We start from the raw sequence: 14,433 nt of genomic DNA on the forward strand, positions 1-14,433 counted from the left end.
CTGACATTCCGGATCACGCTTGATTGTTATTTTTGTAACCGGTTATGTCGATGGAAGTTAGCACAGGGTTAGCGGACTGTCCGCAGAAGTCCCCCTAACTGTCCGCCAATACCCTGCCCCGCTGGGCACCAAGCGCTTATTTCTATAGTGCCGGGCGTACTGCGTGCCGGCGTTGCGCCCAAAACACAATAATAATGAGGACGGATATGCACCCGAACCGCGCGACATTGCCCCTGCGCCTGGCCCTTTCCTTGCTGGGCTGCGGCGTGACCTTACCGGCGCTGGCCACCGAAGCCGGGGTCGACAACATCGGCACCGGCACCGACGGCTTTTTCATGCTGCCGCTGGAAGTCGACAGCCTTCCGGAGAACATGGTCGCGTTCAACCTCTACTACAATCATTACAAGGCGCGAAAACTCAACATCAGTTCGCTGGGCGGCAAGGTGCCGCAGGTCGAAATCGAATCGACTGCGGTGATTCCGCGCCTCGATTATTTAAGCCCGGTGCGCGTGTTCGGCGGGCGTCTGGCCGGTTACATCGCCCAGCCATGGCTGAAGCAAGAAGTCTCGGTATTCGGCTTGAGCGACACCCGCGAAGGCATGGGCGATACCACCATCGCGCCGATCATTCTGTGGGACATGGGCAAGAATCTGACCCTTGGCGCCGCGCTGGAAATCACCGTGCCGACCGGCGAATACAGCGTCGATCGGCTGGCCAACACCAGCAACAATTTCTACACCTACAAACCGCTGTTCTCCTTCACCTGGCTGCCGACCGACAAGACCGAAGTCTCGATGAAGACCACCTACAGCTTCAACGAGAAGAACAAGGACACTGACTACAAATCCGGGCAGATCTTCCACTTCGATTACTCGGCCAGCTACAAGATCACCGACGACCTGATGCTCGGCATCAACGGCTACTACCTCAAGCAGACCACCGACGACAAACAGTTCGGCCACACCGTGCAGTTCGCCGGGCAGGACGTCGATGACGGCGTGCGTGGCAAGGTGTTCGCCATCGGCCCGGCGCTGCACTTCACCTTTCTCAAGTACGCCAGTGCGGAGATTCGCTGGGCCAAGGAATTTGATGTGGAGAACCGGCCGGAGGGGGAAATGTTGTGGGCGAAGGTGAGTATTCCCTATGCGTTCTGAGTGCATTTGTAGGAAAGCGCACCTGGATTTGTAGCCTGAAAACCCGAAAAACGCATGGGTGGAATACGCCTACAGCGGCGGTCGAGATTACCGGACAACGGGGGGGAAACGTCTGGCAGATTTAAAGGGTGCGCTTGCAGATACTGGGATCCGTTATCCCATGGATCCTCAAGGGCTCATGGGGTGCATCGTCTGCCAGTGACGACAATGGGCCATGTCCCCCCTTAAACTGCCGAGATTGATCACGGAGATCACTATGAGCATATTACTTTCCCCGTTTTACTCTGACTTCGAATCCGAAGAAGAGGCCGAGAGCTACGATCGCTGGTTTCGTGGAGAGGTACAGCATGCACTCGATGATCCTAGTCCTGGTATTCCCCATGATGAGGCTATGGCGATGCTCGACCAGATGCTGGAAGAGATGCGCAGGAAGCGCCGCTCTGCTGCTTGAATGGAGCAGCAAGTCCTCGCGTCAACTGGCTGACATCTTCAAATACATCGAGCAACACAACACCAACGCCTCAATTTCGCTAAGACACAAGGTTGGTGCGGCAGCACAACGGCTTTCATCAATACCTTACGGTTACCGACCTGGCCGAGTGCCTGGTACTCGTGAGATGGTGATTCATCCGAACTATCTGCTGGTCTATCGAGTGAATGGGCGCATCAGAATACTGGGGGTGCTTCACGCCCGGCAAAAATACCCTTCAACTTCATCAACATAAAAAAAGGGCGACCAACAGGCCGCCCAAACGTACTACACGAGAGTCTTTTACAGCGTCAGTTGCCCACGTTCCTCCTCGGTCAACTGCTGTTTCGCCTGTTCATCCAGCGCCCCGGCACCCAACACCTGCACCGGGCTGTTCGGGTTGTAACCCGGGGTCGGTGCACGGCTGGCACCATCACGTGAAGGTGCGAGTTGTTCGTTGCCGAAGCTCAACACCTGCACGGTGAACACCGACGCCTGATTCTGCCGCGCAGCCGCTTGCTGCTGACGTGCAACATCTTCCGCCGCCTGCGTGGCCGACGATGCTGCCGAACTGGCCGAAGTGATCGCCCCGGTATTCACCGCCGACACCACCGGCACACCCGTCGCCTTGCCCTGCACCGAGATGTTCGCGGCGTTGACCACCGTCAGCGCGGCGATGTTGACGTTGCCCGACACACGAATCCCCGCCTCGCCCGCATCGATGGTACCCAGCGGCGCGATCAGGTCGATATCGCCCGGCGCCACTTCGGCAATCGGGTTGAGCGTGGCGATACCGGCGCCGGTGCTTGGCACCGACGGCGACAGGGTCACGTTGCCCCAAGTGTCGTAAACCCGTTTCGGCGGGGTGTAGACCACAGTGGTTTTCGAGCCGCGACCGGCGTTGATGTCGCCCTCGGCGGACCAGCCGAGAATCGAGCCGCCAAACGTAGTCATGATCCGGCTCTGGCCGAGCAAGATACTGCCCTGCGAATAGAGCTGAATGTTGCCCGAACCCTGGGTGATGATCCCCGCCGTGGAGGGCGGCGCCGCGCCTTCGATGCCGAACACCTGACCGCCGCCCGGCGTGAGCATCTGGATGTCGCCGCCGAACAGGGTCTTGACCCCGGCGCCGCCGTACAGCGTGATGTCGCCGTCGTAACGGATCGGATTGCCCGCCACATCAGTGGTCGGGAACAGTGCCGCAATGGCGTTGCGACCGCGCAGATAACTGCCAGTACGCGGGCCATCGACATCGTTGTATTCCAGGCCACCGGCACGCAACTCGGCGAAGTACACCTGCCGCGCGAAGATCGCCTGCTCGGCACTCGGCAGTGCGGCGTAGAACGCTTGCGCCTGCTCCGCGTTGCCGCTGAAGCCATAGCCGAGGGTCAGCCAGCTCTGCAGTTCGTCCAGGTACGTCTTGACCACTTTGCCCGGTTGGCCGTTGAGAGAGACCTGCGAATCAGCAAGGTTCTGCGGGTTCAGGTAGCGCGCGATGAACCGTGAGTAATCCAGCCCTTGCGCACCAACACCGGCCTGCAGCACCACACTGGCACCCGGTCGGCTATCGCCTGCCAGCACCGGCCCGATGCTGGTGATGCTGGCACGGTCCTCCATCAGGAGGTTGCGCCCTGCGCTGACGTCAAGCACACCTGGGCCGGCGATATCGAAGCTGCTGTAGAGAATGTCGCGCCCGGCCGCCACCCGCGACACATCGTTGGGCCGGTTGTGAATGAACAGGTTGCCGGTGGATCTGATCTCGTCGCCGTTGTAGCTCAGTACTTCATTCGGTACGGCTGTTGGCTGGCCCAGATAAGTGCCCGAGGCGACGAGGTCGCGCCCGGCGAGCATCCAGACAGGCCCTGCCGCTTCGTACCAGGTGCGCTGCTGTACGCCGGACCTAAAGAATGTCAGCGTCTCGCCACTACGGACTCCGACCAGATCTCCGGTCAACGCGTAAAACCGTGCGGGCCCTTGCACGCCACTCAACCCGGAATAGCTATTGGCACCAAACGCAAATAATGGGTAGCGCGCGTTGCGTTGCGTCGCCACGCCGTCAACGCTGTTATTGGTCATGAGCGGCCTGTCCGCGCTGTTGCTGACGAACCCATTGAAGGACGGCGCAAATGGCGAAGTAATCGCCGCTGGACTGGCGCCTGACTGATTGATCGCATAACCGCCGGCATAGATCGAATCGCCTGCCAGCATTTCCAGCTGACCGGAGGTAGACGGTGCCAACAGCAACGAGTAGCCCTCGGCCGGCGGAACATTGCCCGTGCCATAAGCGGCCGAGGATCCCGCGTAAATCGAGCCTTTGGCAGCCACGGCACGCAGGATCGACGGATAGACGAAGCGACCGTCAGTGGGTGATGTATTGGATGTGGAAACCAACAAATTGTCCGATTCGGCCAACTGCGTGCTGGGTGTGAGGTTGCCCCCCGCCGAGAACAGATCGATCGCAGTGTGATCGGTCCACAGCGAGAAACCGGTCAATCCACCGCCTGCATGGCCCACCCCACTGGCGTCAGTAAAGGCTGTGGAGTTTTGCAAGCGCACGCGTCCCGGATCTGCTGCACCGCCCAACACCAGGTCGCCACGAGTGCTCAGGCGCATCCCCGAATCTCCCGGAATCAGTACCAGACCGCCGGAGGCACTGCCCAGGGTCGATTTGAACGGATCGTATGCACGGACTTCGCGCGAATCCTGATCCAGGGAAAACGCACCGTACTGCAGATTGACGCCGCCCACGGCACTGGCATTGATTTGCGCAGCGCCACGCAAGTTGATCACCGCGCCTTGCAGATCATGGCGCGGCGCTTGCGTTCCGGTTTCTCCCGCCCGGGCTTGCAGCGAGGGGTTGAGCGAACCGCCGAGATGCATGTCGATATCGCCACCACCGGTCAGTTGCAGGCTGCCATCGCTGCCCACTCGCCCGGTGCTGCCCACAGCGACGATCAGGCCCTGGCCACGCGGATAAAGATTACTGCGGCCATCACCGACCGGGTCAAGCATGCCACCGTCTGCGCCAGCGCGCAGGCTGATGTTACCGCCGCCAAGCGTGCCGAAACCCGTAAAACCCACCAGATACGGCGCGGTACTCCTGCTCGAATCCGCCAACGGCTGACTGGCATAGCTGCCGAAGTTGATCCACCAGGCGGTCGGTATTTCGTCGTTCCCCGTACCCTGACGCCACAGCCAGTTTCCAACGGCAACGCTTGGCACCTGCTCTCGGGTTTCCATCGTGATACTGGTCGCACGTCGCCCGACGACATCGCCGGAAACAGAACCGCCGGCGCCAATCGTGAGGTTACCACCCAGTTGCGGATACCAGGCCTGATACAGACTGTCGCTACCACCATCTACCCATTTTTCGTTATCACTGCCCGCGCTGCCCAGCACCGAACCATCGTCCGACAAACGACCGCGTGGCTGGTTGTAACGCGCGTCAACATCGCTGGATTGGGTACCCGCGGTGTACACCCCGAAAGGTGATTCCATGCTCAGATTGCCAGCGGCCATCACGTCCAGATCAGCGGCGCCGGTTCGCAAAACGCTGAACATCTGCGAATGAGTGGAGACCGTGGTACCGCCTACGTTAGCGGCGCAATAAGCAGGGTCAATATCACACCAGAACAGATCGTCTTCGCTGACCGGCGACCCGGCCGGTGCGCCCATCGGATTGCCGTCCGTCCAGAGGAACTTGGCGGGCGCGACACAGACACCAGGAATGTAATCGCACCAGAACATTTCATCTTCCTTTACGACCTCTCCGGCCGGGAACCCCAGCGCATTATCAACCGCCCAAGTGGTGTCGAGTTTTTTCGTAGTGACGACCATGCCGTAATGCGTATCCGCCAGTCGCAAGTGACCTTCGCTGGTGAGCGGTTTCACGGTGCGACTGTCGGCAGCATCAAGATCCGCCCCCGCCACTACGCGCATCGACCACGAGGTGCTGCCCGACGGCAGCATGCTCGCCAGGGCCCAGTTGCGTCCCTGCTGCGTGCCGTTCAACGGACGCAAATCGATGAACGCTGTGCCGTCGGCCAGCACCACGTCGGTCATCGACGGAATCAGCGAGCCGCGCAACAACGCCAATGCACCGCTTAATTTCACGCCAACGATTTTGTTGTCGGCAAACGTGCCAGGCAATGGCACGCCCTTGGGCCAGAGCATCGCCTGCATGTCGGTGGCCGCGTTCAACCGCGTCCCGGCCCCGAGGCGGCTGCCCGCCGGCAAGGTCACGTTGTCGCTGAGCAAGGTACCGGCGGCGTACAGCAGGTTGCCGGCGGCGTCATGCACCGCACCGGCCAGGACTGTACCGGCCGTCAGCGTGTAAGGCCCGGCGAGGATGCCCTGGGTTGGCAGCAGCGTGCCGCTGGCCAGCGTCGCACTCTGTATCGGCAAGTCGTAATTGAGCGTCGTGCCGACCGGGAACGAGGTGCCTTCTGCCAGCGTCACCCCGGCGCCCGGCACGATCAGGTCACCACCAAAAGGCTGGATGCCCGGCACCAGTTTCCACCCGGCGTCGTCAACGGTTTCCGGCGGCGGCGCGAAGCCGTCGTTGATGCTGCCGTAAATATCCAGATTGCCGCCGGCGCGGATCAGCAGGCTGCCGGATTCGCCCGAACCATAAACAGCGGTTTTTTGCGTGTGCGGATTCAGACTGGCGTAACGGTAAGCGGACAGGTCCAGATCGCCCTGCACCACCAGATCGCCGTCGGCGGTTTTGCTGGCGAGCTCGACGCCCGGGCGTAGGTGGAACGCATCGCTATAAGCCGCGTTATTCAATCCGGCCAGTTTGCGTTGCAGCAAATCGCCGTTGGCCAGCGCCGCATCGATGAACGCCGTGCTGTCGCCATGGATACCGTCCAGATAAGCCTGATCGATCACCTGATACGGGCGCCCGCTGACGGCAGCATCGGTGCCGTCGACTGCATCGGTGTAGCGGCGCATGGCGTTCAGGCCGATGGAACGCGCGCCCTGAATGTTCAGCACACCGCTGGCATCGATGGCGATGTCGCCGCCGCCGATACGCGGTGCATTGAGCTCCAGCGTGCCGCGCGGCAGACCATCGTTGTGACCGGCTGCGCTGCCCGGCGGCGCGTCGGTGCCGTGGCGCAAATCGATCCGTGCGCCTGACGCCAGCGTCAGCAAACCATTGCCGGAATCGAGTTCGACCATGGCGCGGTTGGGGGCATCGATGATCTTGCCGTAGCTGTCGACACGCAGCACGCGACCATGGGCATCGAGCACGGCATTGCCAGTCAGAGTCAGACCGTTATTGGCGGACAGACGAATGCTGCCGACCCGCTCACCACTGGCGTCGATCAGGCCGGCCACGGTCAGACTGCCGTTGTCCACCGAGACATTGACTTCACCGGCCTTGAGCCCGTCGCCGAGCACTAGGCTGCCCTGCTTGAGCTGGAAGCTGCGGCTGCCGAACACCTGCCCGGCGTTCAAGCGCTGGTTCAACGCAGCGAAGTCCTGGTTCAAATCGTCGCCCAGCCGTTGTGCGCGAATGTCCACGCCACCGGCCTTGTACGGCACCAGCGTGCCACCGGCATCGTAGTAACCGCTGCTGGCACCGAGGATCTCGCCTTGCAGATCGACCACCCCGGCATCCGCTGCCAGCGCCATCGCGCTGAGATTGCCGGCCTGGTTGTTGTGCGCCGACAGATCGATACGTGAACCGGCTGCCTGGCGGATATTGCCGTGGCTGCTGTACAGCGCCACCTCGCCGCCCCAGCTGTATTTGCTGACGTCATTGAACGGCAAGGTACGCCCGGCCAGGTCCAGGTGCGCGGCGTTGGTCAGGGTCAGATCGTTCTCGGACTTGACCACCAGTTTGCCGCTGGCCAGTGCAATGCGACCGTCGAGCAGCACATTGCGCCCTTCAAGCGTCAACTCCGCACCCAAGGCATCGGCCACCGCAGCATTCGCAACGCCACTCACCGTCAGATTGCCGCCCGCCTTGAACAGGTTGACCGAGGCCGCTTCACCAGTGAGCAACGGCGTGCGCAGATTGAGGTTGCCGCCACTGTAGACGTAGCCGGAAATCGGGTCGTAAGCCCCTTGCGCCAGATACACCGCAAGATTGCCTTTGTGGTTGGCGGTGATGCGCTCGCTGGCGTTGAGGTTGACGTTGGCGAAACCCAACGCCAATCGGTTGTTCTGATCCAGGCCGTTGGGTTGCGGGTTCGGGCCATAACCGAACTCGATGCGTTGCGCCTGAATGTCCAGTGTGCCGCTTCCAGTCCCGGCGCCACCACTGGCCACCGCGCCCGGCGCCTGGGTTGCACCGTTCCAGATCAGGTTGGCGGTGCGAATGGTCGCCACATCGCCAGCCTCGCCCCAGCCATAGACGGCGGGCGTGGCCAATAAAAGGTTCTGCAAGCGACTGACGCCGGTCTGCGGGTCAAGCGTATCGAGGCTGACGTTGCCGAAGAAGTTGAACGCGTCGCGAGTGGTCAGACTCAGGGTTTCCAGTGCCGGAGCACCGAACTGCGTATCGCCGCGCAGCAGGCGATCGAGCACGTTCTGGTTCAAGGTCAGGCCACTGGGTACGCGACCTGCCGCGGCCAGCGCCTCGGCGCTACCGGCATTGACCGCGCCGACGGCCAGCGCCAGGTGACGGGTGCCGAAGCGCACGGATTCGTTCAGTTCGAACTGGTTATCGGTGGCAGCGGTAATGCTGCCATTGGAATAGAGCAACGTTGGCTGAGCGCATGGCTGCGCAGCGCACGTACCGATGCGGATGCTGCCCGGGCCTTCCGAATAGGTGGCGACGGTCGGTGCGAGCGTGCTGGTCCAACCGTTGGACACGACCAACAGACTGGCGGAACCCGGCTGATAAATGAAGCCGTCGGTCGAGTCATAAGGCGCATCACCGCGGCCGAGGGTGTTGATACCGGCGCCCGCTTCCAGCGTGATGCCACCGTCGACTTTGTCAGTGCGCAACAGCACTTCCGGTGCCGATAACACTGCGCCTTCACGCAGAGTGATGTTGGCAGCCGAACCCTCAAAGCGAATGAAGTTACCCGCCGAGCCGTATTCAACCGTCGGCGTGGCGCCAAGGCTCAGCCGTCCGGCTTCGAGCCGGTCAAGGCTGCCGGCGTATAGCGAAATCCCGCTAAACCCCGGCGTGCGCGAACGGCCTTCACCGAGTACCTCCAGGTCCTGGGCCAACACGACAGCGCTCCCGGCCACGCCGCCTTTGCTCGGGGCAAACAGGGCCTGGCCCTGAAAGTTCATGTCGATGTCGTGCGTGCCCCCGGCCACCAATTGCACGTTGAGCGATTTCGCATCCATTGGCGCCAACGCACGTGGCACACCTCGACGGGCCGCATCGCTTTCGATGAACTGGGTGAAGCTGGTTTCGTTGTACTGCGAATAGCGGCGCAGAACATCGGCCGACGTCAGGATCACCTGGCTCGGCAGACTGTCGCGCACACCGCTGTTGGCAATCGACATCAGCCCGGCACTGGACCACGAACCATTGCGCATTTTCAACGCGCCGCTGGTCATGCCCGGCGTCGCCTGGCCGTTGACCTCGACCCGGAACGCGCCGGGCAACAAGGCAAAGGTTGAAGGCAGCAAGGTGTAGGTGCCGGCGGCTAGGCCAGGAACACCGGCGCCGACGGTAATTTGCTGGCCAATGCGCGGATCGCTTGCACCGGCCTCGGCGAGTGCCGGTGCAAAGGCGCTCTGGTTGCCTGGCACAATGGCGTACACCGGGTTACTGCTCAGGCCCGGCAAACTGAACGTGCCATCGGCAGCGTTGCGCACCAACGGATTGAATCGGGCATCGGTAGAGCCGCCGCGCCCGGAGACAAAACCGGCGCCACGCAGATCGCCGCCGCCCGACAAGTCAATCAACGCGCCGCCCTGCACATCGACATACTGCCCGGTAAGGATCACGCCATCCAGGGCACTGGCGATCCCGTGCAACACCACGGATTTGCCGTCGTAGCGATAGTCGATACCGTCGGTGGTACCGCCATACGGCATGACCAGACCAGCGCCGCTGACCGACGTGACACTGCCGGGCAACAGGCGCAGTTCCTGGGTTTTGCCCAGCGAGTTCTCGCCCAATCTGATCAACCCCAATGGGGCGCGGATAACGCCGCCCTGCTCGATCTTGCCGGCAACCAGCAGCAAGTTGCCGAACGCGGAATACGGCAAGGCCTGCGGTGCCTCGCCATGGCCGCTGATACGCAAGGTGCGCGCCAGTTCCGGGACAGCCGTATAGCCCTGATAACCGACACGGACATCGGCCGAAACACCCGTGGCCGGATAAATCTGCGCAGCGCGCAAGTCGAGATCACCGGGTGTCCACAACCGCGAGCTGCGTTCTTTATCGTTCGGCGCGAGAAAACGCATGTCGCCACGACTGTCGAGGGTGACCTGATCGAAGCCACGACGGCTGACGGCAGCGGCCGGCGCGTCGAGCTGCGCGATCGTCCCTTCGGTGCCGAACGACAAGGTGTTGCTCAGATCGAGCAGGCCAGCGGTGGCGGTGAAGCGGGCGTTCGACAGCTCAGTGGTCGCGTTGGCCAGCACCCGTGGACGCATGCTGACATCCGAAGGCACGTAGAGCCCCAGCCCCGACAAGCGCATGTATGGCGCGGCCAGATTGATCCGCGTCGAGTCGCTGGCGGCCTGCGCCAGCGAGATCGAGCCAGTGTACAGATTCAGGCTTTGATTCATGCGCAGGTCGACGTCGCCGGCGAATGTGAGCAAGCCGTTACTCAACAGGCTCAGGTGATCGAAACCACCCGACATCAAACGCTCCGCGCTCAAGCGGGTCTGACCGTAACGCAACTGCGCCGCGCCTTCGCCGGCCTGCAGATGCGCCGGCAGCAGCGAGCCATCCGAGCCTTGGCTGATGATCATTTCGCGGGGCGCACGCACTTCGTTACTCGCCAGATTCATCTGGTAGAGCGGCGCGTCCTGAACAATCTCCAGATGTCCACCCGACGCGCCGACGCCACCCGCTGCAGCCTGCAACTGACCGTCGAGGAACACGCCATTGTAAGAACTCAAGGCAATGCGCCCGCCATCGGTGGCGACGTCGGTCGGCCCGCTCCCGGCGACATCCAGAACCGCGTGCGTACCGGAGGCGTCCAGGCGTGCACCGTGGCGCACAATCACGTAAGCATCGGCCGACGTCGCGGTGATTTTCTTCGAATCAATCTCGCCGCCGAGAATAATGCTGCCGCCTTTGCCGATCTGGCCGTAAACCCGACCCAACGCATCCACGGCAGTGTAGGCGCGACCGGCAACATCCAGCACCGCGTCTTCGCCGATCCAGATTGAACGGTTGTGGGCCTGCGGGTCGGCGTTCTGCGGCATGGTCGCCACGTCCAGCGAGCCAAACTGTTGCTGACGAATATCGAGGGTGCCGCCCCAGGCGTTCAATTGCCCGTCGACCGTAATCTGTCCGGCACCGCGCAGTTTGATGCGCTGCCCCGGGTCGACGCTGATACGTGCACCGTGGCCGATGGACAGCGGACTGCTCGCCGGGTCAATCAGCGCCAACTCACTGGAGCCGGCCTGGAGCGCCAGACTGGCGCCGCCACGCTGGGTCAGAACGCCTTTGGCCGGGTTCTCCTGAAACAGCGTGGGGGTCCACAATTCGAGGGCCGTGCGCGGATCGGCGCCGCTGGACTGGTTCAGCGCCGCATCGCCGAAACGGTAGACCGGCATCACCACATCGATCTGCGCACCATCAGCGACTTTCAGTCCGGTCAGGCCGATGACGCTGTAATTGGCAAAACCTGTGCTGAACAGACTCGATGCCAGTTGCAGCGTATTGTTGCCGTGTGCGGCGCCGGTTCCACCGATCACAACGTTGCCGGACTGAATCGTCAGACTGCCGCCACCGGTGACACCGTAGCCACGCACGTCGCCATCAAGCATCAATTGTGACGACGCCGAACGGGTCAGCGGACTCGACTCCAGCGTAATGTCGCCGCCCTTGCCGCCGCGCGTCTTGCCATTGGCCAACAGCGCCCCGCCGGACGACACGTCAAGCAGACTGCCACTGCCCAGATTGACGCTGCCGGTACTGCGCACAGACACCACGCCGCCATTGAGGTAGGCCAGACTGTTCACGTCGTCCGGATCGGTACGCAGATTGCTCCACAGTCCGCGGGCATCGAGCTGCACGCCTTTGGCCACCGTGACACCGACAGCCGTCCCGGCCGGTGCCGGCAACGCGGAGTTGCCGGTCAGGATATCCCCCACAGTCAAACTGCCGCCACGCGCAGTCAGGTTCGCATTGACCTGCACTTGTGGGCCGAACAAGGTGATGTCACCACCGGAATCAACGGCCAGCGCCTGATCGACAACAATGGTTTTCGCGGCAGAGACCTTCAACGCACCGAGCTGAAAGCCGTTGAGCATATCGCTGTCGAGAAACAACTTGCCGACCCGCTCCTGCGCCACGGCATCCGTCAGGCCGGGCGCTGTGAGCGCCGCTGCGTGAGTGCCGCCGATCTGCACCTGGTCCAGTCGCGGATCGAGCAGGTACTGCAGGCCACCGGCGGTCGCCGACCAGGCCGGATCGTATTGACCCACGATCAATTGCGCCCGGCGAGCCCGTGCAATCTGACTCTGCTCATAGCCATCAAGCACCGCGCGGGGTGCTTGTGTCTGGCGCTCGCCCTGGAACACTTCGCCGAGAATCTGGCCATCGACCAGCGCGTTGCGGGTGGCAATCACCAATTGACCGGCATCGCGGCCGACGGTGTAGCCCGATTCCTGACGCGAGCCCGGTGCAATCAGCGGGTTGTAGAAAAACTGCGTCTGGCCCCAGCGCTCGCTGCTGTCTTCATAGCCTTTGTACAACCCGGTATAAAGCAGATCCCCCGGCGCCCGTGAGACTTCATATAAATGCCCGTCGGCGCCTCGCAACCAGCTCTGCCGGATCTCGCCGCTCTGCACGTCGAGGGTGCCGCCCGACAAGTTGATCAGCGAACCTTTCTCGGTGACCACATCGTTGCCGGCAAAATTCACGGAACCGCCCTGCGCCATCCATTCACCGATGCCGTGGCCCTGAGTGCCGAGATAGCCACCGACTTCCAGCAGACCTCCGGCCGTGTACCAACGATCTGTAGCGTAACCGTTGGTGCCGGCCGGCACGTACACCAACTCACGCACATCGACCCAGATGTCGTTGCTGTTGAGCGCGCCGCCCTCGCGGTTGACCGGCGCATCGCGTTGCTCGTTGCCCTGCACGTTGATCTTGATGTTATTGGCTTCCATCGCCACCTTCACCCCGACAGCGCCGGACACATCAATCAACGCGCCGTCGCGCACCAGGCTGCGACGCCCCGCCGATACAGCGACCTGGCCACCGGTGGCGAGGTTGATCGAACCGTTCTGAAACTCGACGCTGCCGCCACTGCCGATGTCGATGCGCGACTGATCACCACGGATGCGGTTGTTGGCACTGACGGCCTGTAGCGATGCCTCACGCTGACTGTCGAGCGCGGTGAGATCGCTGCTATCGAGCATGATCGCGGTGACGCTGCCCTGAGCGAGCGTGACGCTGCCAGCGTTGTCAGTCACCGGGTTGAGCAAGTGCACAGTGCCGCGCGTGGCCACTGACGTGCTCGCCAGCAACACACCGTTTTGCAGCACCTCATGGCCGGTCAGCGTGATGTCGCCGGTGGCGGCCTGGATCAAGCCATTGTTGCTGACCTTGCCGGCCACGGCGCCGGTCTTGAAGCCCGGCGTGACTTCGTTGCCGAAGGTCGTGGACACGGCGTTGCCATCGGTACCTGAACCCTTACGGATGTAAAAGCGATCGCCTGCACCGAGCAGCGTCTGGCCTTTGGGGGTGCTGATGTTGCCATCGTTCTGCACCTCGTTGCCCAACAGCAAGGCGTAGCCCCCAGCGTCCGTCGACGCCTTGGGCGCATGAGTCTGGATACTGGCGCCAAGCTCCACCAGCACCTTGCCGGCTGCGTCAGTGAAGGTCGGCTGGGTGGCGGTGCTGTCGAAGTACAGGCCCCGGTCGCGGAACTGGATATCGGTGATGTTGGCTGCGGCGGCTACCAGATTGCGTACATTGACCTGGCTGCTGCCGCTGAACACGATGCCGTTGCGGTTGATCAGCATCACCGTGCCGTCGCCCTTGATCTGGCCTTGGATCTGGCTCGCACGCGCACTTGGGTCGTTGACCCGGTTGAGGACTGCCCAGTTGGATTGCTGAGCGAATTCGACCGTGGTGTTGCGGCCGACGTTGAAGGTTTCCCAGTTGAGAATCGCCTTGTCGGCGGTCTGCTCGATCTTCACCGTGGTCTTGCCGTCAGCCAGAGTCTGCTGCGGCCCCTTGGCGTTCAGCCAACCCTGGGTGAGGCTGTTATCGACCTTCAAGCCGCCCTCGCCCAATCCATCCGGCACGTTTTGCACACTGCCCAACGCCACCGCACGCCCGGCCGCCTGAGCCGCCTGCTGTGCGGCAATTGCCGCCACGGTGTTGTTGAGCGTCTGCAACGAGCGCTGCAATTGCTGATTGGCTCGTTGCTGCTGGGCCAATGGTGGCGTCATCCCCGGCAACCCGCCAACACTCGGCCGCGCTGCCGCCGCTTGTTGTGCGGCGCCCTTGGCGGCGAACCAGTTGGAACTGAACGCCGTTTGCGCCTGCGCACTCCCCGCCACCAGACACAACGCCACCGCGTGCGCCAGTGGCTTGAGCAGCCACAGCGCCGGATCGGCGACCTCACGCTTGAGCATCGGGGCACGGGTACTGCGACGGGATGGGCGAGCGAGCATCACTACGAGATCCTTTTTGATTGCCACACA

The 14,433-nt window shown here is 62.4% G+C and carries 4 protein-coding genes; 3 read left to right on the forward strand and 1 reads right to left on the reverse strand.

What is annotated here, in order from left to right; all coding sequences use genetic code 11:
• Positions 1-206 precede the first annotated feature (206 nt).
• The 3 genes from M5G26_RS07930 to M5G26_RS07940 all read left to right on the forward strand — a co-directional run bounded on the left by M5G26_RS07930 (position 207) and on the right by M5G26_RS07940 (position 1,879).
• Positions 207-1,154 carry a SphA family protein gene (locus tag M5G26_RS07930; RefSeq protein WP_273914932.1) on the forward strand — a complete coding sequence of 316 codons (948 nt, stop codon included), beginning with the start codon at positions 207-209 and terminating at the stop codon, positions 1,152-1,154.
• Between the two features lie 256 nt (positions 1,155-1,410).
• Positions 1,411-1,605, forward strand: a complete 195-nt coding sequence (gene relB, locus M5G26_RS07935; RefSeq protein WP_273914933.1) for a type II toxin-antitoxin system RelB family antitoxin — start codon at positions 1,411-1,413, stop codon at positions 1,603-1,605.
• A complete protein-coding gene (locus tag M5G26_RS07940) occupies positions 1,538-1,879 on the forward strand; it encodes a type II toxin-antitoxin system RelE/ParE family toxin (protein WP_122600330.1) in 342 nt (113 codons plus the stop codon). The genes relB and M5G26_RS07940 overlap by 68 nt, the downstream gene beginning before the upstream one ends.
• 47 nt (positions 1,880-1,926) lie before the next feature.
• Here the strand turns inward: M5G26_RS07940 and M5G26_RS07945 are convergent, their stop codons facing one another.
• Positions 1,927-14,403: a filamentous haemagglutinin family protein gene (locus tag M5G26_RS07945; protein WP_273914934.1), complete on the reverse strand. Its 12,477-nt coding sequence runs from the start codon at positions 14,401-14,403 to the stop codon at positions 1,927-1,929.
• Between the last annotated feature and the right edge of the window lie 30 nt (positions 14,404-14,433).

This window comes from Pseudomonas sp. TNT2022 ID642 (assembly GCF_028656995.1).
In the GTDB taxonomy this organism is placed as follows: Bacteria; Pseudomonadota; Gammaproteobacteria; order Pseudomonadales; family Pseudomonadaceae; genus Aquipseudomonas.

Coding starts and splice junctions, on each gene's coding strand:
- M5G26_RS07930 (WP_273914932.1), top strand. CDS start 207: ATGCACCCGAACCGCGCGACATTGCCCCTGCGCCTGGCCCTTTCCTTG.
- relB (WP_273914933.1), top strand. CDS start 1,411: ATGAGCATATTACTTTCCCCGTTTTACTCTGACTTCGAATCCGAAGAA.
- M5G26_RS07940 (WP_122600330.1), top strand. CDS start 1,538: ATGAGGCTATGGCGATGCTCGACCAGATGCTGGAAGAGATGCGCAGGA.
- M5G26_RS07945 (WP_273914934.1), bottom strand. CDS start 14,403: ATGCTCGCTCGCCCATCCCGTCGCAGTACCCGTGCCCCGATGCTCAAG.